Consider the following 21,988-nt stretch of genomic DNA (forward strand, 5'->3'; position numbering starts at 1 on the left):
CCGACGATCAGAACGCCCGCAGGTTCGCCTGCAGCCCGCCGTCCGCGTACTCACGGCGCAGGATGCCGCGCCGACGGAGGATCGGCACCAGCTCGTCGAGCGTGCGGTGCAGGGTCACCGGGTGGAAATCGCCCCAGAGCAGTACGCCGTCGTTGCCCCACTCGCCGAGCTCCTCGATCAGGTCGGCGAACTCCGCCGCCGTACCCACGAAGCCGCTCCGATCGCTGATGCGTCCGGCGCGGACGAGGGCGGTGAGGTGCGCGCGCAGGGGGGCGTCCTCGCCGCGGTCGCCGATCAGCCGCTGGATGCTTCCGCGTGACACGTGTGCGCCGAAGATCGACAGATCGAGCGGGCGATCGAGGTCGAGTCCGGTGAGATCGGTCTCGAGGTCGCTCGACTGCTTGCGTGCGATCTGCTCGAGGGCGGCGTCATCGGGATGGGCCGAGGCGGCGACGATCCGGTCTGCCTCCTCGGGCGACGAGACGATGACGGGCTGGATGGCGAACAGGATCTTGATGTCCTCCGGGCGGCGTCCGCGTTCGATCGCCGCATCGTGGATCTTCTTCCGATACGCGCGCACCGACTTCTCGTTCAGCGGCGCGAGCGCGAGCTGCACGTCGGAGTTCGCGCCCGCGAAGCCGAGGCCGCGGCCCGATCCGCCCGGCGACACGATCGCCGGTTCGCCGTCGGTGAAGGGGATCGCGTTGAGCGGCCCGTCGAAGGAGTAGTACTCGCCGCGGTGCTGTACCGGGCGCAGCTTCGAGCCGTCGGCATAGACATCGCTGTCACGATCGAGCACGAGGGCTCCGTCGTCCCAGCTGCGCCAGAGCGCGCGGATGCCGTCGAGCCATTCCTCTGCGCGGTCGTAGGCCTCGTCGTGCCCGAGCTGCGCCGCGCCGGAGAAGTGACGGGCGCTCCCGGTGTCGGTGACGACGTTGAGACCGAGGCGATGTCCGCTCAGATGCTGGAGCGTGGCGAACTGGCGGGCCGACGTGAACGGCAGGGACGCCGCGGGATTCACCGTGGGCACCACGCCGAGATGCTTCGTCGCCTGGAACAGGTAGGGGGCGAGCAGCAGAGGGTCGTGCTTGGGCCCACCGAAGGCGTGGCGCACCCGCAGATCGATCGTCGAGGGCGATCCGAGCGAGGGGCCGTCCTCGATGATCACCAGATCGAATCCGGCCTGCTCGAGCGTGCGCGCCGCTTCCTGGTAGATCTCGGGTCGTGTCCAGTCGTAGTCCCAATCGAGCGACGGGTAGCCCCAGCCCTGCGGTCCGAAGCCGCGCGCGAGGAACCAGCCGAAGTGCTGCGGGCGGCTCATGCGACGACCTCCCGAACGGTCTCGAGCACGCGCGACAGATCGGCGATGAGGTCGTCGATGTCCTCGATGCCGATCGAGAGGCGCAGGGTACCCGGGTGCACGCCGAGCGCGAGACGCTCGTCCTCGGTGCGGTGGGAGTGGCTGGTCGTGCCCGGATGCAGCACCAGGGAGCGGACGTCGCCGATGTGCGTCATGTGGATGAACACGCCGACGCTCTCGACGAAGTCGCGTGCGGCGGGGAGGCCTCCGCGGAGGGTGACGGTGAAGATGGAGCCGAACCCGCCCTGGAGGTAGCGCGCCGCGGTCGCGTGATCGGGGTGGGTGGGGAGACCGGCGTAGTCCACCCGCTCGACCTCGGGATGCTCCGACAGCCATTCGGCGACCGCTTGGGCGTTGCGCGACTGCCGTTCGACCCGCAGTCCGAGCGTCTCGACGCCCTGACCGATGAGGAAGGCGTTGAGCGGGGAGGGTGAGGCACCGAATCGAGGAGCCACGCTCTCCCGGGCGTACGCGATCCGCGCGTTCCCACCGTGCCGTGCGGCGACACTCGGCTCGCCGTTGCGGCCCGGGAGAACGAGATGGGGAGCATTGTGTCCGGCGACCGCCGGGTCGAAGCGGCCGTCGTCGACGATCACACCGCCGAGCACCGAGCCGTGCCCGGCCAGGAACTTCGAGGCGGAGTGCACCACGATCGCCGCTCCGTGCTCGAGCGGACGCACGAGGAACGGCGTCGCGAGCGTGTTGTCCACGATCAACGGGATCGCCGACTCGTCGGCGACCGCGCTCACCACGGCGATGTCGAGGATGTCGTTGCGGGCGTTGGCGATCGACTCGGCGAACAGGGCCCGGGTGTTCGGACGGATGGCGGCGCGCCAGGCATCCGGATCGGCGATGTCGTCGACGAACGTCGTCTCGATCCCCAAGCGGGAGAGATTGTCGAGGAAGAGGCCGCGACTTCCCTCGTAGATGTGCGTCGACGAGACGATGTGGTCGCCGGCGCCCGCGACCGTCAGAAGGGCGGTCACGACCGCCGCCTGACCGCTCGCGACGAGCAAGGCGTCCGCCCCGGACTCGAGCGCGGCGATCTGCCGCTCCACGGCCCGAACGGTCGGATTGCCCGTGCGGGTGTAGCCGAAGCCGGCGCCGGTGCCGAAGTGATCGGCGGCGTGATCGAAGTCGTCGAACTCGAAGCCGGCGGTCAGGTAGATCGGCGTCGCGCGCGCAGCGGCGGAGTCTCGCGTCCTCGCGGCGTGCACGGCGCGAGTCGCGAAGCGGGCGTGGTCGGCGGTCATGCGATGCCTCTCGATGATTCGGGTGAACAGTAGAGTGTCACGGCGCGTCATCGGGCGCCGAAGCGGTGGTAACCTGACGTCATGCGGATCGTGCTCCTTCTTAGCGGCCGCGACGAGACCTCGTTCTGAGCCCCTCCTCGTCGCGGAGTCCATCGTGGGCCGAACCGCCAGCTTCAGGAGAAGAGCCATGAACACCCCCGCAGTCGACGTCGATTCCTCACGCCCGAGAACCCTGGCCGAGAAGGTCTGGGACGACCACCTGGTCGTCAAGGGCGAGAACGGTGAGCCGGATCTCATCTACATCGACCTGCACCTCGTGCACGAGGTCACCAGTCCGCAGGCCTTCGACGGTCTGCGCTCGGAAGGGCGACCGCTGCGCCGCCTCGACCTCACGATCGCCACGGAGGACCACAACACTCCGACGTGGGAGATCGACAAGCCGATCGCCGATCTCACCAGCCGCACCCAGATCGAGACGCTGCGCCGCAACGCCGCCGAGTTCGGAGTCCGCCTGCACTCCCTGGGAGACGCCGAGCAGGGGATCGTCCACGTGGTCGGCCCGCAACTCGGACTCACCATGCCGGGCATCACGGTCGTCTGCGGCGACTCGCACACCTCGACCCACGGTGCCTTCGGCGCCATGGCCTTCGGCATCGGTACGAGCGAGGTCGAGCACGTCATGGCGACCCAGACGCTGCCCCTGAAGCCGTTCAAGACGATGGCGATCAACGTCGAGGGAACGCTGCGACCCGGCGTCACCGCCAAGGACATCATCCTCGCCGTGATCGCGAAGATCGGCACCGGCGGTGGCCAGGGCTACGTGCTCGAGTACCGCGGCAGCGCGATCCGCGCCCTCTCGATGGAGGGGCGCATGACGATCTGCAACATGTCGATCGAGGCAGGTGCCCGCGCCGGGATGGTCGCACCCGACCAGACGACCTTCGACTACCTCGAGGGGCGTCCGCACGCTCCGAAGGGCCAGGACTGGGAGGATGCCGTCACCTACTGGCGCACGTTGCCCTCCGACGACGGGGCCGCCTTCGACGCCGAGGTGTTCATCGACGCCGACGACCTCGAGCCGTTCGTGACCTGGGGCACCAACCCCGGACAGGGAAGTTCGCTCTCGGCGGCGGTGCCGGATCCCGCCGCGATCACCGATCCGAACGAGCGCGCCGCCGCGGAGCGCGCACTCGAGTACATGGACCTCACGCCGGGGACGCCTCTCAAGGAGGTGCCGGTGGATGCCGTCTTCATGGGGTCGTGCACGAACAGCCGCATCGAGGACCTGCGCGCCTTCGCATCGATCATCGAGGGCAAGAAGAAGGCGGACGGGGTGCGCGTGATGGTGGTGCCGGGCTCGGCGCGCGTACGCCTCGAGGCCGAGGCCGAGGGGCTCGACCGGATCATCAAGGACTTCGGCGCCGAGTGGCGTTTCGCCGGGTGCTCGATGTGCCTGGGCATGAACCCCGACCAGCTGGCACCGGGGGAGCGCTGCGCATCGACCTCGAACCGCAACTTCGAAGGCAGGCAGGGCAAGGGCGGGCGCACGCACCTCGTGTCGCCCCTCGTCGCGGCGGCCACGGCCATCCGCGGAACCCTGTCGAGCCCGAGCGATCTGGAGGTCTGATCATGGAGAAGTTCACCACCCACACCGGCATCGCCGCTCCTCTGAAGCGGTCGAACGTCGACACCGACCAGATCATCCCCGCCGTCTTCCTCAAGCGGGTCACCAAGACCGGCTTCGAGGACGCGCTGTTCCACGGCTGGCGGCAGGACCCCGAGTTCGTGCTCAACCAGCCGTCGTATCAGGGCGCCTCCGTGCTGCTGGCCGGCCCCGATTTCGGCACAGGCTCGAGCCGTGAGCACGCCGTCTGGGCGCTGCGCGACTTCGGCTTCAAAGTCGTGCTCAGCCCGCGCTTCGCCGACATCTTCCGCGGCAACTCGGGTAAGCAGGGCTTGCTCGCCGCAACGATCTCCGAAGAGGATCTCGAGCGTTTCTGGGCCGAGATCGAGCGGAATCCCGGGGTTCGGATGACCGTCGACCTCGAGGCGCGCACCGCGTCGATCGGCGACATCCAGGCCGAGATCGGTATCGACGATTACACTAGATGGCGGCTCCTCGAAGGGCTCGATGACATCGGGCTCACGCTGCGCAACGAAGACAAGATCGCGCAGTTCGAGGCCCGTCGCGAGTCGTGGCGGCCCCGGACCCTTCCCGTTCAGTAACGCGGTGGAGGCGGGTGGCTGAGGGGCACCCGCCCCGAACACAGTGAACTGAAGTGAGGCTCCGAATGACGACACCCGTGCGCGACGCTCTTCCGGACGGAGTCCCCGCACTCACCGGAGACGTCCTCGCGATTCGAGGCGGACGCCCGCTGCGCGGCCGCGTCGACGTCAAGGGGGCGAAGAACCTCGCCACCAAGGCGATGGTCGCCTCCCTCCTCGGTGAGACCGTCAGCACCCTCCGCGACGTGCCAGCGATCAGCGACGTCGCGGTCGTCCGCTCCCTCCTCGAGGTGCACGGCGTGCGCGTGTCCGAGGGCGACGAGCCCGGTGCGCTCGTCTTCGACCCGAGCGACGTCGAGTCGGCCCACTTCGAGGAGATCGACGCCCACGCCGGTGCATCGCGCATCCCGATCCTCTTCTGCGGCCCGCTCCTGCACCGTCTCGGTCAGGCGTTCATCCCCGACCTCGGCGGGTGCCGCATCGGCGACCGCCCCATCGACTTCCACCTCGACGCGCTCCGCAAGTTCGGCGCCGTCGTCGAGAAGCTCCCCAGCGGCATCCGTCTGTCGACCCCCAACGGTCGCCTGCACGGCGCGAACATCCACCTCCCGTACCCGAGCGTCGGCGCGACCGAGCAGGTCCTGCTGACGGCCGTGCGGGCGGAGGGCGTGACGGAGCTGCGCAACGCGGCGATCGAGCCCGAGATCATGGATCTCATCGCTGTGCTCCAGAAGATGGGCGCGATCATCTCGTACGAGCCCAACCGGGTCATCGTCATCGAGGGCGTCGAGAAGCTCCGCGGCTACGACCACCGGTCGATCTTCGACCGCAACGAGGCGGCTTCCTGGGCCTCCGCCGCTCTGGCGACCGACGGCGAGATCTTCGTCGGCGGCGCGAAGCAGCAGGAGATGCTGACCTTCCTCAACGTCTTCCGCAAGGCGGGCGGATGGTTCGACATCCAGGAGGACGGCATCCTCTTCCGTCGTGAAGGCGAGCTGCGCCCCGTGGTCGTCGAGACCGACGTCCACCCCGGCTTCATGACCGACTGGCAGCAGCCCCTCGTGGTCGCCCTCACCCAGGCCAACGGCCGGTCGGTCGTGCACGAGACGGTGTACGAGAACCGCATGGGCTTCACCGAGGCGCTCGTGAAGATGGGCGCCGACATCGTCGTACACCCGCGCGGGCTGCAGGCCGGACCGCGCCGCGTGCCGCGCCGCGACCTCGAGCAGGCCGCCGTCATCACGGGGCCGACCCCGCTGCACGGCGCCGACATCGTCGTGCCCGACCTCCGGGGCGGGTACAGCCACGTGATCGCGGCGCTCACCGCTTCCGGCGAGTCCAAGGTCTCGGGGGTCGACATCCTCAGCCGCGGCTACGAGAAGTTCCTCGCGAAGCTCGACGCGCTCGGCGCCGACTTCGACGTCCTCCGGTGACGCCGATGCGCAACAGGTCGCCGGAGACGACGCGGCCCAGCATCTTCTGGCCGGTCGCAGTGATCGTCCTCCCGCTCGTCTCGTTGATCGCGAAGATCCGGGTGAGGAACCCGGAGAAGCTCCCGCGCGACGGGGCGTACGTGCTCGCGCCGAACCACTATTCGGAGTTCGATCCGCTGATCGTGGCGGTCGCCGTGTGGCGGATCGGACGCGCACCGAGGTTCATGGCGAAGGAGAGCCTCTTCCGTGTGCCGGTTCTCGGATGGATCCTGCGCAGGACGGGCATGATCCCCGTGGCGCGTGCGTCGTCGGCCACGGCGGCCAAGCAGACGATGCGGCAGTCGAAGGAGATCGTCGAGCACGGTCGCGGGGTCATCGTCTACCCCGAGGGCACCCTCACCCGCGATCCAGACCTGTGGCCCATGCGCGGTAAGTCCGGCGCGGTCCGCCTGGCACTGACCGACGGCATCCCGCTGATCCCGATGGCCCAGTGGGGCACCCAGGAGATCATGGGCCGGTACCAGAAGGGGCTGAGCCTCTGGCCGCTCCGGAAGCCCGTGGACGTGATCGTCGGCGACCCCGTCGACGTCTCCGACCTCCAGGGACGTGGCGGCGACCAGGCCGCCCTGAACGAGGCCACCACGCGGTTGATGAACGCGATCACCGTTCTGCTCGAAGAACTGCGCGACGAGAAGGCTCCCGCCGAGCGGTGGAACCCGTCGACGCACGGTCAGAAGGAGACGGGGCGCCTTGACTCCTAAGCGAACGACGCACCAGGGGCCGCGCGTCGCCGTGATCGGCGCCGGCAGCTGGGGCACGACCTTCGGCAAGATCCTCGCCGACGGCGGCGCCCAGGTCACCATGTGGGCACGTAGAGCCGAGCTGGCGCAGGAGATCAACGAGGCCAAGCGCAACTCGCGATACCTCCCCGGCATCAACCTTCCGCGGTCGATGGCCGCGACGCATGAGCTCGCGACCGCGCTCGAGGGCGTCGATCAGGTCTACCTGTCGGTGCCCAGCCAATCGCTGCGCGAGAACCTGAAGGCGTTGCGGCCGCTGCTCGCCGGCTCGGACGCCAAGATCGTCAGCCTCATGAAGGGCGTCGAGCGCGGCACCGGACTGCGCATGAGCCAGGTCATCCAGCAGGAGCTCCGCTGCGATCCCGACCGAGTGGCCGTCGCTTCGGGACCCAACCTCGCGCTCGAGATCGCTCGGGAGCAGCCGACGGCCGCCGTCATCTCGTCGCGCAGCCAGGAGACGGCCGAGACGGTCGCCCGCGCCGCGCGCAACGACTACTTCCGCACCTTCGTGAACACCGATGTGATCGGCACCGAGTTCGGCGGAGTGCTCAAGAACCTCATCGCCGTCGCGATCGGGATCGTCGACGGCGTCGGCTACGGCGAGAACACGAAGGCGTCGATCATCACCCGCGGACTGGTCGAGATGACCGACTTCGCGGTCGCCAACGGTGCGCACCCGGAGACCCTCCAGGGGCTGGCGGGACTGGGCGATCTGATCGCGACCTGCCAGTCGCCGTTGAGCCGCAACAATACGGCCGGGCGTCTGCTCGGCCAGGGGTACAGCTTCCAGGACGTCGTCAAGCAGATGCAGCAGACCGCCGAGGGACTCGCGTCCGTCGCGCCGATCCTGCAGCTGGCACGCGAGTCCGAGGTGCACATGCCCATCGTCGAACAGGTGAAGATGGTGCTCGACGGCAAGATGAGCCCGCGCGACATCGCACCCCACCTGACGACGGACGACGACACCCCGCAGGGGGAGAGGACCAACCATGGACAAGCAGACGGTGGTGGTGCTGTTCGGAGGGCGCTCCAGCGAGCATTCGATCAGTTCCGCAACGGCGGGCGGAGTGCTGGGCGCGATTGATCGTGGTCGCTACGACGTGATCCCTGTCGGGATCACCCGCGAGGGCGCCTTCGTTCTCGAGGACGACGACCCGGCCAAGTTCCCGCTCGATGCCGCGCACCTCCCTGAGGTGGTCGACAACGGCACCCGCGTGCTGTGGCCCGAACCCGGTGGAGACCGCACGCTGCGCGTCGTCCGTGTCGACGGAACGATCGACGGTCTCGGTGAGATCGACGTGGTGCTCCCGATCCTCCACGGCCCGCACGGAGAGGACGGCACGATCCAGGGGTACTTCGACACCCTCGAGGTGCCGTACGCCGGTGGCGGTGTGCTCGACTCGGCGCTCTGCATGGACAAGCACTTCATGAAGATCGCGCTGCAGGCAGCCGGCATCGTCGTGGCGCCCTGGGTCACGGTTCGGCGCCGTGCATGGGAGCAGGATGCCGCGCAGGTGCGCGCACAGGCTGCCGAACTGGGCCTCCCGCTGTTCGTCAAGCCCGCGCGTGCGGGCTCGAGCGTCGGCGTGTCGAAGGTGGAGGCGCTGGACGAACTCGACGCGGCGCTCGCGATCGCGTTCGCCGAAGACGACAAGGTACTGATCGAGACCGGCGTCAGCGGACGTGAGATCGAGGTGGCGGTGCTCGAAGGCGCCGACGGCGTGCGCGCATCGCTGCCCGGCGAGATCGTGCTGACCTCGCGCGGGTTCTACGACTTCGAGGGCAAGTACCTCGGGGGAGACGGCGTCGATGTCGTGTGCCCGGCCGTGCTCACGGATGCCGAGATCGCGGCGATCCAGAGCGCGGGTGTGAGCGCGTTCGAGGCCGTCGACGGTCGCGGGTTGGCGCGCGTCGACATGTTCCTCACTCCGGAGGGCGACCTCGTCGTCAACGAGCTCAACACGATGCCGGGGTTCACCCCGATCTCGATGTTCCCGAAGTGCTGGGTGGCCTCCGGTCTCAGCTACGGCGACCTGATCTCGGAGCTCATCGAGGCGGGCCTGCGTCGCTGATCGGCGACGCGAGGTGCCTCAGCCCGCTGTCGGAGGCTGAGGCTGGCCGGGGTGCGGTCCCGGGTACTGCTGCTGCGGGTACTGCTGCTGCGGATACGCCTGCTGGGGCGGGTACGCAGGTGCGGAATGCCCGGCGCCGTACGCACCGCTCGGCGCCGCCGGGCCGGCTGCAGCGCGGTGGACGATCGCGGCCACGAGAGCGGTGACCCACCCCCAGACGAGCGCCCAGGTGACTCCCGCGGTGCTGATCGTGAAGAACTGCACCTGGTAGATCTCGATCTGCGTGGGGTCGATCTGGAGGTACGCGAGCGTCAGCGGCGCACGGACGAGACCGGCGGCTGCGGACGCGATCATCACGGCGCCCCAGGTGCCGAAGAAGACGGCGGCGCCGCGCCCGGGAAGAGCTCCGCGGACGATCATTCTCACGAAGAGCCAGGTCAGGCCGCTCAGCACGACGAGGGCCAGGAGCATGCCCAGGACCGGCAGCGGCGAGCCTCCGCGGCCGAAGCCCCACCCGAGCGGATCGGGCAGGATCCAGGCCCGCGGGACGTTCGGCACGCCGCCGAGCACGAAGAGGTAACCGGCGAGGGAGCTGAGGAGAGCGCCGACGCCCACCAGGACGGCGGCGATGACGGGAGTTCGATTCGCGGGCTGAGGGTTCATGCCGCGAGTCTAGGAGACCGCGCTCAGCCGGCGGGGGACTCCACGCGGTCGGTGCATTTCGCGGTCGCCCGCTCGAGCCCGGGCTGGATGCTGGCGGAGAGCTTCTCGACGACCGTGCGGAAGTCGATCTCGGCGCCGCGTCGGATGATGACCTCGACGGCGGGGTCGCGCCCGTAGGTGACCAGGCGTTGACGCTCCTCCTCCTGGTCGAGCACGAGCCAGTCCACGCTGCCGATAGTGGTGCAGACGAGATCCGACGGTGCGGGCGGGGCGACGCCGCAGCGGAGCACGATCGTCGGATCACCCCATGCTCCGGTGGCCTGGGCATCCGTCCACACCCGGTCGAAGCCGGCGACGTTCTCGGGCAGCAGCACCGATACGTTCGCACAGGCCGGGTTGTTCGCGTCATCCGCGGGCTCGAGGTGGATCGTCGTGGAGCATCCGGCGAGGGCGATCGCAACGGCTCCGGCGACCGCGACGGCAGCAGCGAGGCGACGGAAGAGGGGCATGCTTCCAGGCTACCTTTGAGTTCATGCCCTCCCGACCCGAGAACCACGACCCCCTGCTCGGCGAGCTCTCGGAGGGAAGCATCCTGCGCGCGATCCTGTCGCGCACGCCGCCCGGATCGCTCACGATCCTCGGTCCCGGAGACGACGCGGCGGTGATCTCCGCCCCATCGGGTTCGGTGGTCGCGACGACCGACACCCTCGTGCACGGTCCCGACTTCCGTCTCGCCTGGACCTCCGGCTACGACCTCGGGTGGAAGGCCGCCGCGGTCAACCTCGCCGATGTCGCCGCGATGGGGGCCCGTCCGACAGCCCTGCTGGTCGCCCTCGCCGTCCCTCGCGATCTGCGGCTGTCGTTCGTCGAGCGGCTGGCCGACGGCTTCCGCGACGCGTGCGAGGCGCTCGCGCCGGGGTGCGCGGTGGTCGGGGGCGATCTGACGGTCTCGGATGTGCTGACCGTCGCGGTCACCGCCCTCGGCGATCTCGAGGGGCGCTCGGCCATCACCCGCTCGGGCGCGCGGCCCGGGGAATCCGTCGCCATCGCCGGTGAGCTGGGCCTCGCGGCCCGCGGGCTGGCGGTGCTGTTCGGTCGTTTCCGCGACGGTGAGACGCCTGTCCCCGTCGATCCGTCGAGGCTCGGCGACGGTGAGGCGGCCGCGGTCGCCGCCCAGCTGCGACCGTCACCGCCGATCGGCCTCGGACCGATGGCCGCCGTGACGGGTGCGACCGCGATGATGGATGTGTCCGACGGGCTCGCGCTCGACGCCGGTCGCCTGGCGGATGCCTCCGGTGTCACCCTCGCACTCGACGGGCACGCGCTCGGCTCGGATGCGCGTCGCGCCCTGGCCGGAGGTGAGGACCACGCCCTTCTGGCCACCTTCCCCGAGGGGATGCTCGCTCCGGGCTTCCGCGTGATCGGACGCGTGGTCGAGCCATCCGGTGACGGTGTGCTGTGCGATGGCGAACCCGTGGATGTCCGGGGATGGGACCCCTATCGCGACTGGGATTCCGCCGCGGGCTGATCGCGATCCGCGCCGTCGAGCGGCTGCCCCCACCACACGGTGGTGTCGCCGTAGGTCTTCTCGCGCACGAGCTCGAGCCCCGCGGCGTCGAGATCCGGGGGTGTCGATCGGCGCGCACGCTCGACCACGACCAGTGCGTCGGGGGAGAGCAATGGCGCGAGGGCGACGAGATCCGCGGTCATCGCCTCGTCATCGAGGTCGTACGGCGGGTCGGTGAACACCAGGTCGAACGGGCCCTGCGCACGCACGAGGAACGGATGCACGGCGCTCTCGTGCACGCGGGCCGCCGCGACTCCGCCGGCGCGTGCGACGGCCGCGGAGTTCTTGCGCACGATCGCTGCGGCGGCGCGCCCCCGTTCGACCAGATCGGCGCTGCGAGCGCCGCGGCTGAGCGACTCCAGCCCCAGGGCGCCGGAGCCGGCGTACAGATCGAGCACCCGGGCGTCATCGATGGCGCCGAACGACTCGAGCGCTCCGAAGAGCGACTCCCGCACCCGATCGCTCGTGGGGCGGGTGCCGGCGTCCGGCACCTCCAGGCGCGTTCCTCCGGCCGTACCGGCGATGATCCTCGTCACCCGTTCACGATACGACAGGCGGAGTGACGCGGGTGTCGGTGGCGTTCCCTAGACTCGATGCATGTCGCTCACCCTGGATTCGTCGCTCGACGACGCGTTGGGTACGACGACCGCGAAGACGCTGGATCGGGCGTTCTCGATGCGCACGGTGGGCGATCTTCTCTCGCACTATCCGCGCCGCTACGCCGATCCGGGCGAGCTGACTCCGATCCGCGAGCTCCCGCTCGGCGAAACGGTGACGATCGTGGCCGAGGTGCTCTCGTCGAGCTTCCGTCGCATGCGCAATCGCAACGGGGCGATGGTGGACGTCGTGATCGGCGATGGGATCGGTCGGATGTCGCTGACGTTCTTCGCGAAGAACATCGGTCAGGCGGAGTGGCGCTCGAACGATCTCGCGGTGGGCCGGCGAGGCGTGTTCTCCGGCAAGGTCGGGGAGTTCAACGGCGTGACGCAGTTCGCGCATCCCGAATACGAGTTGTTCGATGACGAGGATTCCGCTCGACGCAGTGCGGATGCCCGCGCTTCGGTGCCGATCCCGATCTACCCGGCGACGTCGACGGTACAGACCTGGCAGATCGCGAGATTCGTCGGTCGGGTGATCGATGCGCTCGTCGACGTGCCCGATCCGCTCCCGGAATCCGTGCGATCCCGAGAGGAGCTCCTCACCGCGCGCGAGGCCATCGAGCTCATCCATCGGCCCCGCACCAAGAACGACATCGATCCTGCGGTGCGCACTCTGCGCATGCACGAGGCATTGACCCTGCAGACCGCTCTGCTCCAGCAGCGTGATGCGGTGCGCGCGCTCTCCGCGACCCCCCGCGCCGCGTCGCCGGGAGGGCTGCTCGAGCGCTTCGATGCCGCGTTGCCCTACACGCTCACGCCCGATCAGCAGACGGTCGGTGCGCAGATCGCCGAAGACCTGATCGGCGCGTGGCCGATGAACCGGCTGGTGCAGGGCGAGGTCGGTTCGGGAAAGACGCTCGTCGCGCTGAGGGCGATGCTCCAGGTGGCCGAGAGCGGGGGACAGGCGGCGCTCATCGCCCCGACCGAGGTGCTCGCGGGGCAGCATCTGCGCTCGATCACCAAAATGCTGGGTCGCGAACTGGCTCCGCTCGTGATGCCGACTCTCCTCACCGGCCAGATGCCGGCTGCCGAGCGACGCAAGGCCGCCCTGCGCGTCGCCTCCGGCCAGGCATTGATCGTGGTCGGCACCCACGCACTCCTCGGCGAGAAGACCACGTTCGCCGACCTCGGTCTCGTGGTCGTCGATGAACAGCACCGCTTCGGCGTCGAGCAGCGCGAGGCGCTGCGCGCGAAGGGCTCGAGCCCGCATGCACTCGTGCTCACCGCGACACCGATCCCGCGCACGGTGGCCATGACGGTCTTCGGCGACCTCGACACCTCCGTCATCCGGACGATGCCTGCGGGGCGCGCGGGTATCGAGTCCTTCGTCGCTCCGCTCGCCGAGCATCCCGGGTGGTTCAACCGTGTCTGGGAACGCGCGGCCGAGGAGATCGCCCAGGGGCGTCAGGTCTTCGCGGTGTGCGCGGCCATCGACACGACCAAGAAGACCGGCGAGGCGGGGGAGCAGCCGGCGATCGCGTCGGAAGGCGGGAACGGCCCGCGCTGGGGCGTCGTGCAGCTCGATGAGGCGCTCGCGACCCATCCCACACTCGGCGGGTTGCGACGTGCGGTCCTGCACGGGCGGATGCCGTCCGACGAGAAGGATGCGGTCATGCAGGCGTTCTCGCGCGGCGAGATCGATCTCCTGCTCGCGACGACCGTGATCGAGGTCGGCGTCGACGTCCCGAACGCGTCGACCATGATCGTGCTCGACGCCGATCGCTTCGGCGTGTCCCAACTCCACCAACTGCGTGGACGCGTCGGTCGCGGTGGCGTCCCGGGGCTCTGCCTGCTGGTCACGGAGGCCGAGTCCGGCTCCGTCGCCCGTGAGCGCGTCGATGCCGTCGCGGCTACGCTCGATGGCTTCGCGCTTGCCGAGGTCGATCTCGAGCTGCGCGGCGAAGGCGACGTGCTCGGCGCCGCCCAGGCGGGCGTGCGCTCCTCGCTCAAACTCCTCCGGGTCGTGAAGGACGCGGGCCTCATCGTGCGTGCTCGCGAGCTGGGTGAGGAGATCCTCGCGGCGGACCCCGACCTCGTGCGACACGCCGGTCTGCGCGACGCGATCCTCCGGCGAGTGAGTGACGAGGACAGAGCCGCGCTCGCGAAGAACTGAGCTCGATGTCGCCTCACGGGGAGTGCATTGAAGAGGTGCCCTAGGCTGGTGGGCATGAGCAGCAGGATCGCCGTCGTCCCCGGTTCCTTCGATCCGCCCACGCTCGGACACCTCGATGTGATCCGGCGGGCCGCGACCCTGTTCGACGAGCTCCATGTGCTCGTCGTGCACAACCCCGGCAAGGAGGCGATGCTCCCGATCGCTCAGCGCATGTCCTTGCTGGAGCGATCGATCGCCGACGACGGGATGCCCGGCAACATCATCATCGGCTCGTGGAGCATGGGGCTGCTCGTCGACTACGCGCGCGACGTGAATGCGGGAGTCCTCGTCAAGGGCATCCGATCGCAGATCGACGTGGCCTACGAGTCGCCGATGGCGATCGTGAACCGCCACCTCGCCGACATCGAGACCGTATTCCTCCTGCCCGATCCCGCGCACGCGCTGGTGTCGAGCTCACTCGTGCGTCAGGTGGCCTCGCTCGGGGGCGACATCTCCCCGTTCGTCCCGCCGGTGGTGGCCGAGTTCCTCGACACGGGCGCCCGGGGGATCTGAGACGGAGCGTTCGTCCAGCCCCGCGCCGGTGAGGGCCGGTAGCATTGTCGGGTGCGATCCCGACTGAACGGCCCCTTCATCCTGCCCGTCCGCGACATCGTCCGGCGGCCGGGGGAGATGCGCGAGCATACCTTCACGGTGACGCTTCCCGAGCAGTGGGGCGAGGGGATCGTTTCGTTCGAGAAGGGCTCGAACCTCGACCTCGACGTGCGACTGGAGTCCGTGCACGAGGGGATTCTCGTCTCCGGAGCGGCCGACGCGGAGTACGTCGGCGTGTGCGGTCGATGCCTCATCGACATCGCTCGGCCCGTCGAAGTCGAGTTCCAGGAGCTTTTCGCGTATCCTGGTGAGGAAGAAACTGACTTCGAGGTTCAAGACGACCACGTGGATCTTGAAACTCTCGTCAGGGATGCGACCGTTTTGGCGCTTCCATTTCAGCCGGTGTGTCAGCCGGATTGCCTGGGTCTCGACCCGGAAACGGGCGAAAGGCTGACCGCGAGCACCGGGACGGAGCAGGCCGCTCCCATCGATCCTCGATGGAGTGCGCTCCAGCAGATCACAGACCAAGACGGAACGGCACAGAGCCGCGCCGCCGAGAAAGAAGAGAGCTAGTCATGGCTGGTAACCCCCCGAAGCGCAAGGTTTCCCGTTCGAACACCCGCTCGCGCCGCGCGCAGTGGAAGGCGGCGCCCGTCGCCCTCGTGAAGACGATCGAGAACGGCAAGGTCGTCTACAGCCGTCCGCACCAGGCGAAGGTCGTCACCGACTCGCAGGGCACCGAGCTGTTCCTCGAGTACAAGGGCCGCAAGGTCGCTGACGTCTGAGTCGCGAGTCATCGTGACGGAGGTCCCTGAGGGGAAGCGACCTCTCCCAGCCAAGCTCCGCGTCGATATCGACGCGGAGCTTCTGGAGTTGGCGCTCACTCATCGTTCCTACGCCTACGAGCACGGTGGCATCCCGCACAACGAGCGACTCGAGTTCCTCGGGGACTCGGTGCTCGGGCAGGCGGTGACCGTGATGCTGTTCACCACGCACCCCGAACTCGATGAGGGGCAGCTGGCGAAGCGCCGAGCGAGCGTCGTGTCGACCGTGGCGCTGGCCGAGGTGGCACGAGGAATCGATCTCGGCAGTCACCTTCTCCTGGGACGCGGCGAAGAGCAGACCGGTGGACGCGACAAGGACTCGATCCTCGCCGACACCATGGAAGCCGTCATCGGCGCGACCTACCTTTCGGCGGGTCCGGATGCAGCGACCGAGCTCGTTCTGCGACTCACCCGACCGCTGCTCGACGACCCCGAGCGCTACGGCGCGGCGATGGACCCGAAGACCAGCCTGCAAGAGCTGGCCGCACGTATCGGCGCGACCCCGCCCGTCTACGGCGTGGTCGCCAGCGGTCCGGATCACGATCGGCGTTTCACGGCGACGGTCGTCGTCGGCGATGTCCGGATGAACGGCCTGGGCAGCAGCAAGAAGACGGCCGAGATGGCTGCGGCGCTCAGCGCCTGGCGCTTCCTCAGCGAACGTGCCTGAGCTTCCCGAGGTCGAGGTCGTCCGAGCGGGGCTCGCTCCCGCCATGACCGGCGCGATCATCACGGGTGTCAGCGTGTTCGATGAGCGTGCCCTCACCCGGCATCCGGCCGGCGCCGCGGATTTCGTGCGTTGCCTCGAAGGGCGCCGTGTCGTCACGGCCTCGCGGCGTGGCAAGTTCCTCTGGCTGCCGCTCGAGTCCGACGATTCCGCCCTGATCGCGCATCTCGGGATGAGCGGGCAGATGCTGCTGCGCGCGCCGGATGCTTCGGCCGAGCGTCACGAGCGCATCCGGCTGCACATCGAGCATCCGACGCACGGCGAGCTCGCCGTCGTGTTCGCCGACCAGCGCACGTTCGGATCACTCGCCGTCGACGCTCTCGTCGCCGACGGCCCGAGCGCCGTGCCGTCGCAGGTGCTGCACATCGCCCGCGACCCGATCGATCCGTTCTTCGACGACGTGATCTTCCGCGCGGCCCTGGTCAAACGCGGCAGCGCGATCAAACGGGTTCTCCTCGACCAGACGGTCGTCAGCGGCATCGGCAACATCTACGCCGACGAGGCTTTGTGGGCCGCTCGCATCCACCCCGAGACCCCGGCCGAGCGACTGTCGACGCAGGCCGTGCGTCGGCTTCTCGGCGAGGTCCGCTCCGTGCTCGCCAAGGCCCTCGCCGAGGGTGGTACGAGTTTCGATGCACAGTACGTCAACGTGAATGGTCAGGCCGGGTACTTCGCCCACTCGCTCAACGCCTACGGGCGTCAGGGCAAGGCCTGCCCGCGTTGCGGTGGTCTAATACATCGCGAGGCCTTCATGAACCGTTCGAGTCATTACTGCCCGAGGTGTCAGCGACGGAGATGACGGCGATCCCGTTTGTGCGGCTGAGTGTCGTGATAGCCTCGCAGCTTCGCCGAAGGGATGAAGATGAGGCAGGCACGTTCCCACTTCTCGAAGAGTGAGCTTCTGCGGCGCGCGCAGATCGCGCTTCCGGCTTGTGCGTGCTCGATTACCGATTCGACGGTCACTCTGCTCGGGCAGCCCGAGGTCTACTGGACCAACACGGCGCTGGCCCATGAGGGGAACCCCATGTTCGCCTGGTTGCTCCGGGCTGGTCCCGGATGGTTCCTTGTGGGGGAGTTCGTGTGGTGCGCAATCATTGTCGCCGTGGTTGCTCTGCTTCCGGGGCTGTTCGGACTAATGACCGCCACTGCGGTTTCAGTAGGGCACACCTATGGGGCGCTCACATGGTTGATCATCGTAATCCCGATCATCGGACTTTATCCGGTCTTCTTGCTCTACTCGATCGCTCCGGTCTACCAGACCTACCTCTATTTGCGCCCCCGGCTACGCTCAATCACGGCTGACGGGGCCACCGTCAGCCGCGCACGAACATCGGTCGCGTAGCTCCCAACGAGCACTCTGACTCGCAAGATCGACGATCTCCGTTTGCCCGCCGAACGATGCTCGGAGTACTTCCAACTGCTGGTGATCTGCGCCTACCCTGGCCCGACCAGAGCAAGGATGCGATCGGGCGTGCGTCTGAGGCGCGTTCGAACTCCGAAGTGATCGCCGGATCAGCCCGCGAACAGGCCGATGTAGGCGAGTCCGTTGTACAGCTTGGTCGTATCGGAGACCACCTGGGTCGGATCGCCGTAGACGAACATGGCGTTCGCGTCGTGGATGCCGAGTTCAGCGCACTTCTTTTCGATCGCTGCTGCCGAGACTTCCGATTCGAGGGTGCTCTCGGCGACGAGCTCCGAGACCGAGCGCGGGACATCGTGGTGGATGACGAGCAACAGGTCTTCGTCGTACACGTGTTCTTCGTCGAGATCGACGCTGAATCCTATACCGGCATCGACCGCGGATGCCTCCTCATCCTGCCAATAGGAGTCGGGCACCTCGAAGTTGGAGATGAACTGCGCTTCGGTCTGCGCTGTCGTGCCGATCCAGAAGTGGAGTGCGGTAGGGAGCTTGGGCGGCCCGTACGCGTCGACCCAATCGAACAGGGTTCCGGGGCGAAGTCCCTCGCGCCGTTCGATCTCGGGAAAACCCCCGCGGGGAGTGCGGGTCAGCGCTTCGTCCACGAGAGCTCGCTTGTACGCCTCGGTCGCGGCATCGGGAGCCGCGCTCACTCGTCGTGCCCGACGGCCGGGGACTCCGCTGCAGGCGACTCCAGCGCCGAGCGCGCGGGCCCATAGGTCAGCGGCACACGCAGCGTCAGCTCTTCTGCGGCATCCCAGAAGCCCTCGTCGATCTCGTCGACACGAGGGGCGAGCTCACCCGCGACCGCGCGGTAGACGTCGTCTATCGTGCTGACGTCTTCGGACTCCGTGATCGGGCGGATGAGATCCCAGAACTCCTGGAGCGCGGTGTTGGTGCGGTGCGCCCCGCATTCGGAGAGCGCCGCGCGGGCGGTTTGCACTTCGGCGATGCCCCAGTTGCCCAGGAACTGGAGAAGGCCGCCGTTGTATCCGTCGGCGACCAGCCGCCAGAGCGCAATCAGCGCTCGCGAACGGGGGGCGAGGGCATCGGGTTTCCACTCGGCGGACTCCAGCTCCGCGAGGGCTTCTTCGAAGAGGGCGTCCTGTTCGATGCTCCAGACGCTCAGGGCGTCCCCTTCCGAGGTCTGCCCGGCAGCGGGCCAGTTCACACCGTGGCCGGAATCGGTGAGGATCCAGCCCGCGCGCTCCGCAGCACTCATCGCCGCGACCGTCGGCCCCACCGAGGTAAGCGGGGCGGCCAACGCGCGGCCGTCATCGAGGTGCACGAGGATACGCTTCTCCTTGAATGTCACATCCACGATGTGCGCTCCGACCACAGGGGCCATCCGTTCCTCCTCAGAGCTTCTTCTGCCACGCCCCGGCATACGAGACCGGTACGAAACCGATCGCCTCGTTGATGTCGAGCATCGGCCGGTTCTCCTCTGCGTTGAAGGTCGAGACCCGCGTCGAGTCGGGCGCGAGTTCGCGCCACCGCAGCAGGTTGGCGCACTTGACGATGGTGCCGAGCCGATGCCCGCGGTGCTCCCGAGCGACGAGCGTGCCGAACTGATGCGTCACGCCCGCGCGGTCCTCGCCGATGAGCAGCTCGTTGTACGCGACGATCGCGCCGGTCGGCACATGTCGCACCGCGGCGACGGAGACCATCTGGCCGGCGCTCGTGAGGCGGGCGTCACGACGCACGACGCGTGCGGCATCCCACTCCTCGGCGTCGAACTCCATGTCGCCGCTGGGCGCATCGGTCACCAACCGTGCCAGTACGTCGGCGTAGCCGTCGCGCAGCTCCGGCGGGGTCGGCAGATTCCACTCGATGCGGCGGTAGTCGGAACCGGCTCGGCTCATCGCCTGCTCCAAAGTGTCGCGCAGCGGCGCCGGGTCGGCGGTGAGATCGAGTTCGCTGTTGCGTTCGACCTGCTCGAGTCGGTAGCCGCGCGCCTCCAGCAGGTCGGTCAGCGCGATCGCGGGCACTCGTCCCCATCCGGTCTTCGGGACCAGCATCCGATCAGCCTCGATCGGGCGGTGCAGGCTCCAGATCTGGAGGATGTCGCGTCCTCGTGCGCGCGCCTCGTCCTCAGCGCGATCGAGCAGAGCCTCCTCGACGCCTTCGTTCCAGTGCTCCTCCGGCACGAGCAGGTCGAGCTCGGCTGCCCGTGCCCCCGCCTCCTGGGCGTAGTCGACGGTGACGGCACCGACGATGCGGTCGCCCCGTCGGGCGAGGAAGCCCGTGTGCAGTGTGTCGGTCGTGTCGTGCCACGCGGGCAGCATCTGCGCGGCGGTCGGTGCGAGATCGGGCAGGCCGACCATCTCGTCGCATACCCGGTGGCCGAGCTCGCCATAGGCGAGGAACCCCGCGGCGTCGGGGTCGTCGAGCGTCGGGGGAACGGCGAGGGGGACGATCGTCGTCGGGGCGGTCATGTCAGTTCTTTCTTCCAAGCGCCCTCGTAGGCGCGCGCGGTGAAGCCGATCGCTTCGTTGATGGCGAGCATCGGCCGATTCTCTTCGGCGTTGTAGGTGATGACCCGCTGGGAGGTCGGCGCGACCGCAGTCCAGCTCTGCAGGGCTGCGCATTTCACGCGCAGCCCGAGTCGGTGTCCGCGGTGCTCGCGCAGCACCAGGGTGTCGTGCTGGATCGTCGTCGTCGATCCGCTCGTGCCGGTGCCGAGTTCGGTGAACGCGGCGAGTTCGCCCGTGACGATGTGCTGGGCGGCGGTGACCTGGAGAGTGTGACCCGCCTCGGCCTGCCGTTGCTCCATGCGGCGCACGCGTGCCGCATCCCATGCCTCCTCGTCGGCGTCGAGGTCGGCCGACGGTGCGTCCGTCGACATGCGCGACTTCAACCAGGCGTACCCGTCGAGGTGTTCGGCCGGTGTCGGCAGCGTCCAGCGCACGACCCGGTAGCCGCTCGATGCGGCCTCCGCCTCGGCGAGGAGCTCGGCGCTCCGCGCGCGGGCGACGTCGTCGAGGTCCAGCAGGCTGATCCGGTACACCTGCTCGAGCGAGAAGCCGCTGCGGGTGAGGAAGCGGGCGACATGATCGTTCGGGACGCTGCCGTGCCCGGTGGGCGATTCGAGGCGCGCCCCGTCAGCGGTGGGCTGTTCCGTCCAGTTCTGGATGACACGGCGGCCGTGCGCTCGCGCAGCCTCCTCGACGTGAGGGAGGATCGCCCGCCCGATGCCGCGCCCCCAGGCGAGGGGACGCAGCTCGATGGTCGCGATCGCCACACGCGACCCCGCCTCGTGGGGGAGATCGACGACGACGCGACCGATCATCTCGTCGGCGAGCCGAGCGGTCCACACGAGCGTCGTCTGCTCCTCGCGCGACCGCAGTCGGGGGAGGAGTTCGGCCGGCGAGAGATCCTGCTCGTCGCGTCCGGTGAGTTCGCGGTAGACGAGGTTGCGGACGCGGGCGAGCTCACGGAACTCGCCCGCGTCCGCTGCATCCGCCCGGGCCGGAACCGCGAGCGGATGCAGGGTCGCGCCTGCGCTGAGGGGGATACTCATCCGATTCTCCTTCTCAGTGCATCTGACGCTGGAGGTGGTAGGCGAGGATCGCCGCGCTCTCCTGGGGGCTGCGGTGCTGTTCGTGGAGGAACAGCGGTGCGGCCGGAGCGAACTCGCGCTTCGGTCGGCGGGGGCGTTGCGTCCGGCGGAGCAGCCAGAGGCCGATCCGCAGTGACAGGCGATCGCCGAGCGACAGGGCGCGCAGTTCTTCGGGTTCGGGGATGTGCAGGACCGTGCGGTCCTGAGTATCCGGTGGGTGGGTGATGTTGCGGGACAGCGTGATGTTCACGGTGGTTTCCTTCGAAAGGGGTGTGCAGAAACGCGGAAGACGCGGCGTCGACGGCCGGACGGCCGGACGGACGGATGCGCAGAGGGCGCGGAGAGCGGATGCCGAGAGGCGTGAGCCGCGGATCGATGACGATCAGCGGCGGTGGCGCACAGGGCGATCGACGCGGACGGATCCCCGAGGGGATCAGTCGAGGGCGGGCGCTGTTCTAGGAGACAGCGTTGCCGTCGACGCCGAGGTCGGTTACCGAGTACGCAAGGCGCGGCGCAGTGGAAGCGTGCGCGACCAGACCGTTGGTCTGTGCGGAGAGCTGAATGTTCATCATCGGTAACCTCCCTTCTTGAGGTGTCGGTGGCCCAAGCTAGCGAACGTTCGGGCGCCGAGTCAAGCATTCTCCCAGTTTCACGGCGTGTCGCGCGTGTCGGTCTCCGGTGCTTCCCGCGCGGTCTCCCGGCCGAATCCCGCGTTTCCGGTAACGTA

The 21,988-nt window shown here is 68.6% G+C and carries 24 protein-coding genes; 14 read left to right on the plus strand and 10 right to left on the minus strand.

Features of this window, described 5'->3' with window-relative positions:
• Positions 1-7 precede the first annotated feature (7 nt).
• Both KV396_RS13690 and KV396_RS13695 read right to left on the minus strand, forming a co-directional pair.
• Positions 8-1,321, minus strand: a complete 1,314-nt coding sequence (locus KV396_RS13690; protein WP_247956061.1) for an LLM class flavin-dependent oxidoreductase — start codon at positions 1,319-1,321, stop codon at positions 8-10.
• Entirely contained in the window at positions 1,318-2,613 is a 1,296-nt protein-coding gene (locus tag KV396_RS13695; RefSeq protein ID WP_247956062.1) for an O-acetylhomoserine aminocarboxypropyltransferase/cysteine synthase family protein, read from the minus strand. The genes KV396_RS13690 and KV396_RS13695 overlap by 4 nt, the downstream gene beginning before the upstream one ends.
• A 187-nt stretch (positions 2,614-2,800) precedes the next feature.
• Here KV396_RS13695 and leuC point away from each other — a divergent pair, with 187 nt between their 5' ends.
• From leuC to KV396_RS13725, 6 genes are all read left to right on the plus strand, one after another.
• Entirely contained in the window at positions 2,801-4,240 is a 1,440-nt protein-coding gene (leuC, locus tag KV396_RS13700) for a 3-isopropylmalate dehydratase large subunit (RefSeq protein WP_247956063.1), read from the plus strand.
• Positions 4,241-4,242: 2 nt separating this feature from the next.
• Entirely contained in the window at positions 4,243-4,839 is a 597-nt protein-coding gene (leuD, locus tag KV396_RS13705) for a 3-isopropylmalate dehydratase small subunit (RefSeq protein WP_247622635.1), read from the plus strand.
• Positions 4,840-4,904: 65 nt separating this feature from the next.
• Entirely contained in the window at positions 4,905-6,272 is a 1,368-nt protein-coding gene (murA, locus tag KV396_RS13710) for a UDP-N-acetylglucosamine 1-carboxyvinyltransferase (RefSeq protein ID WP_247622634.1), read from the plus strand.
• A gap of 5 nt (positions 6,273-6,277) precedes the next feature.
• On the plus strand, positions 6,278-7,033 hold the full coding sequence (locus tag KV396_RS13715) for a lysophospholipid acyltransferase family protein (protein ID WP_247632329.1): 756 nt from the start codon (positions 6,278-6,280) through the stop codon (positions 7,031-7,033).
• Entirely contained in the window at positions 7,023-8,156 is a 1,134-nt protein-coding gene (locus KV396_RS13720; protein ID WP_247632328.1) for an NAD(P)H-dependent glycerol-3-phosphate dehydrogenase, read from the plus strand. The genes KV396_RS13715 and KV396_RS13720 overlap by 11 nt, the downstream gene beginning before the upstream one ends.
• Positions 8,062-9,144, plus strand: a complete 1,083-nt coding sequence (locus tag KV396_RS13725; protein WP_247956064.1) for a D-alanine--D-alanine ligase family protein — start codon at positions 8,062-8,064, stop codon at positions 9,142-9,144. The genes KV396_RS13720 and KV396_RS13725 overlap by 95 nt, the downstream gene beginning before the upstream one ends.
• An 18-nt stretch (positions 9,145-9,162) precedes the next feature.
• Here the strand turns inward: KV396_RS13725 and KV396_RS13730 are convergent, their stop codons facing one another.
• On the minus strand, positions 9,163-9,807 hold the full coding sequence (locus tag KV396_RS13730; RefSeq protein ID WP_247956065.1) for a hypothetical protein: 645 nt from the start codon (positions 9,805-9,807) through the stop codon (positions 9,163-9,165).
• A gap of 23 nt (positions 9,808-9,830) precedes the next feature.
• A complete protein-coding gene (locus KV396_RS13735) occupies positions 9,831-10,316 on the minus strand; it encodes a DUF3515 family protein (protein WP_247956066.1) in 486 nt (161 codons plus the stop codon).
• Between the two features lie 23 nt (positions 10,317-10,339).
• Here KV396_RS13735 and thiL point away from each other — a divergent pair, with 23 nt between their 5' ends.
• Complete coding sequence (gene thiL / locus KV396_RS13740) at positions 10,340-11,335, plus strand: thiamine-phosphate kinase (protein ID WP_247956067.1); 996 nt, start codon at positions 10,340-10,342, stop codon at positions 11,333-11,335.
• Here the strand turns inward: thiL and rsmD are convergent.
• On the minus strand, positions 11,305-11,910 hold the full coding sequence (rsmD, locus tag KV396_RS13745) for a 16S rRNA (guanine(966)-N(2))-methyltransferase RsmD (RefSeq protein WP_247622627.1): 606 nt from the start codon (positions 11,908-11,910) through the stop codon (positions 11,305-11,307). The genes thiL and rsmD overlap by 31 nt on opposite strands.
• Before the next feature lie 61 nt (positions 11,911-11,971).
• Between rsmD and KV396_RS13750 the strand changes: the two genes are divergently transcribed.
• The 7 genes from KV396_RS13750 (at position 11,972) to KV396_RS13780 (ending at position 17,627) form a co-directional block, all read left to right on the plus strand.
• Positions 11,972-14,146: an ATP-dependent DNA helicase RecG gene (locus KV396_RS13750; protein WP_247956068.1), complete on the plus strand. Its 2,175-nt coding sequence runs from the start codon at positions 11,972-11,974 to the stop codon at positions 14,144-14,146.
• A gap of 54 nt (positions 14,147-14,200) precedes the next feature.
• Positions 14,201-14,698, plus strand: a complete 498-nt coding sequence (coaD, locus tag KV396_RS13755) for a pantetheine-phosphate adenylyltransferase (RefSeq protein WP_247622625.1) — start codon at positions 14,201-14,203, stop codon at positions 14,696-14,698.
• 63 nt (positions 14,699-14,761) lie between these two features.
• The gene (locus KV396_RS13760) at positions 14,762-15,310 is read left to right on the plus strand and encodes a YceD family protein (protein ID WP_247624698.1); all 549 of its coding nucleotides are present in this window, start codon (positions 14,762-14,764) and stop codon (positions 15,308-15,310) included.
• A gap of 2 nt (positions 15,311-15,312) precedes the next feature.
• Positions 15,313-15,522, plus strand: coding sequence for a 50S ribosomal protein L32 (gene rpmF / locus KV396_RS13765; protein WP_247622624.1), 210 nt, complete (start codon positions 15,313-15,315; stop codon positions 15,520-15,522).
• An 88-nt stretch (positions 15,523-15,610) separates the two neighbouring features.
• Positions 15,611-16,228 carry a ribonuclease III gene (gene rnc / locus KV396_RS13770; protein WP_247622623.1) on the plus strand — a complete coding sequence of 206 codons (618 nt, stop codon included), beginning with the start codon at positions 15,611-15,613 and terminating at the stop codon, positions 16,226-16,228.
• Entirely contained in the window at positions 16,221-17,084 is an 864-nt protein-coding gene (gene mutM / locus KV396_RS13775) for a bifunctional DNA-formamidopyrimidine glycosylase/DNA-(apurinic or apyrimidinic site) lyase (RefSeq protein ID WP_247956069.1), read from the plus strand. The genes rnc and mutM overlap by 8 nt, the downstream gene beginning before the upstream one ends.
• A gap of 63 nt (positions 17,085-17,147) precedes the next feature.
• Positions 17,148-17,627, plus strand: coding sequence for a hypothetical protein (locus KV396_RS13780; RefSeq protein WP_247956070.1), 480 nt, complete (start codon positions 17,148-17,150; stop codon positions 17,625-17,627).
• A 170-nt stretch (positions 17,628-17,797) separates the two neighbouring features.
• Here the strand turns inward: KV396_RS13780 and KV396_RS13785 are convergent, their stop codons facing one another.
• Genes KV396_RS13785 through KV396_RS13805 form a run of 5 tightly spaced genes read right to left on the minus strand, consistent with a single transcriptional unit; the run spans position 17,798 to position 21,511 of the window.
• Positions 17,798-18,355 carry an immunity 22 family protein gene (locus tag KV396_RS13785; RefSeq protein ID WP_247956071.1) on the minus strand — a complete coding sequence of 186 codons (558 nt, stop codon included), beginning with the start codon at positions 18,353-18,355 and terminating at the stop codon, positions 17,798-17,800.
• A complete protein-coding gene (locus KV396_RS13790; RefSeq protein WP_247956072.1) occupies positions 18,352-19,050 on the minus strand; it encodes a DMP19 family protein in 699 nt (232 codons plus the stop codon). Before KV396_RS13790 ends, KV396_RS13785 begins: the two co-directional genes overlap by 4 nt.
• A 10-nt stretch (positions 19,051-19,060) precedes the next feature.
• Complete coding sequence (locus KV396_RS13795; protein WP_247956073.1) at positions 19,061-20,137, minus strand: GNAT family N-acetyltransferase; 1,077 nt, start codon at positions 20,135-20,137, stop codon at positions 19,061-19,063.
• Positions 20,134-21,222: a GNAT family N-acetyltransferase gene (locus tag KV396_RS13800; protein WP_247956074.1), complete on the minus strand. Its 1,089-nt coding sequence runs from the start codon at positions 21,220-21,222 to the stop codon at positions 20,134-20,136. Before KV396_RS13800 ends, KV396_RS13795 begins: the two co-directional genes overlap by 4 nt.
• A 13-nt stretch (positions 21,223-21,235) precedes the next feature.
• Positions 21,236-21,511, minus strand: a complete 276-nt coding sequence (locus KV396_RS13805; protein ID WP_247632318.1) for a hypothetical protein — start codon at positions 21,509-21,511, stop codon at positions 21,236-21,238.
• Between the last annotated feature and the right edge of the window lie 477 nt (positions 21,512-21,988).

Source organism: Microbacterium galbinum, assembly GCF_023101185.1.
Lineage (GTDB): Bacteria > Actinomycetota > Actinomycetes > Actinomycetales > Microbacteriaceae > Microbacterium > Microbacterium galbinum.

Coding starts and splice junctions, on each gene's coding strand:
- KV396_RS13690 (WP_247956061.1), bottom strand. CDS start 1,321: ATGAGCCGCCCGCAGCACTTCGGCTGGTTCCTCGCGCGCGGCTTCGGA.
- KV396_RS13695 (WP_247956062.1), bottom strand. CDS start 2,613: ATGACCGCCGACCACGCCCGCTTCGCGACTCGCGCCGTGCACGCCGCG.
- leuC (WP_247956063.1), top strand. CDS start 2,801: ATGAACACCCCCGCAGTCGACGTCGATTCCTCACGCCCGAGAACCCTG.
- leuD (WP_247622635.1), top strand. CDS start 4,243: ATGGAGAAGTTCACCACCCACACCGGCATCGCCGCTCCTCTGAAGCGG.
- murA (WP_247622634.1), top strand. CDS start 4,905: ATGACGACACCCGTGCGCGACGCTCTTCCGGACGGAGTCCCCGCACTC.
- KV396_RS13715 (WP_247632329.1), top strand. CDS start 6,278: ATGCGCAACAGGTCGCCGGAGACGACGCGGCCCAGCATCTTCTGGCCG.
- KV396_RS13725 (WP_247956064.1), top strand. CDS start 8,062: ATGGACAAGCAGACGGTGGTGGTGCTGTTCGGAGGGCGCTCCAGCGAG.
- KV396_RS13730 (WP_247956065.1), bottom strand. CDS start 9,807: ATGAACCCTCAGCCCGCGAATCGAACTCCCGTCATCGCCGCCGTCCTG.
- KV396_RS13735 (WP_247956066.1), bottom strand. CDS start 10,316: ATGCCCCTCTTCCGTCGCCTCGCTGCTGCCGTCGCGGTCGCCGGAGCC.
- thiL (WP_247956067.1), top strand. CDS start 10,340: ATGCCCTCCCGACCCGAGAACCACGACCCCCTGCTCGGCGAGCTCTCG.
- KV396_RS13750 (WP_247956068.1), top strand. CDS start 11,972: ATGTCGCTCACCCTGGATTCGTCGCTCGACGACGCGTTGGGTACGACG.
- coaD (WP_247622625.1), top strand. CDS start 14,201: ATGAGCAGCAGGATCGCCGTCGTCCCCGGTTCCTTCGATCCGCCCACG.
- rpmF (WP_247622624.1), top strand. CDS start 15,313: ATGGCTGGTAACCCCCCGAAGCGCAAGGTTTCCCGTTCGAACACCCGC.
- KV396_RS13780 (WP_247956070.1), top strand. CDS start 17,148: ATGAGGCAGGCACGTTCCCACTTCTCGAAGAGTGAGCTTCTGCGGCGC.
- KV396_RS13790 (WP_247956072.1), bottom strand. CDS start 19,050: ATGGCCCCTGTGGTCGGAGCGCACATCGTGGATGTGACATTCAAGGAG.
- KV396_RS13795 (WP_247956073.1), bottom strand. CDS start 20,137: ATGACCGCCCCGACGACGATCGTCCCCCTCGCCGTTCCCCCGACGCTC.
- KV396_RS13800 (WP_247956074.1), bottom strand. CDS start 21,222: ATGAGTATCCCCCTCAGCGCAGGCGCGACCCTGCATCCGCTCGCGGTT.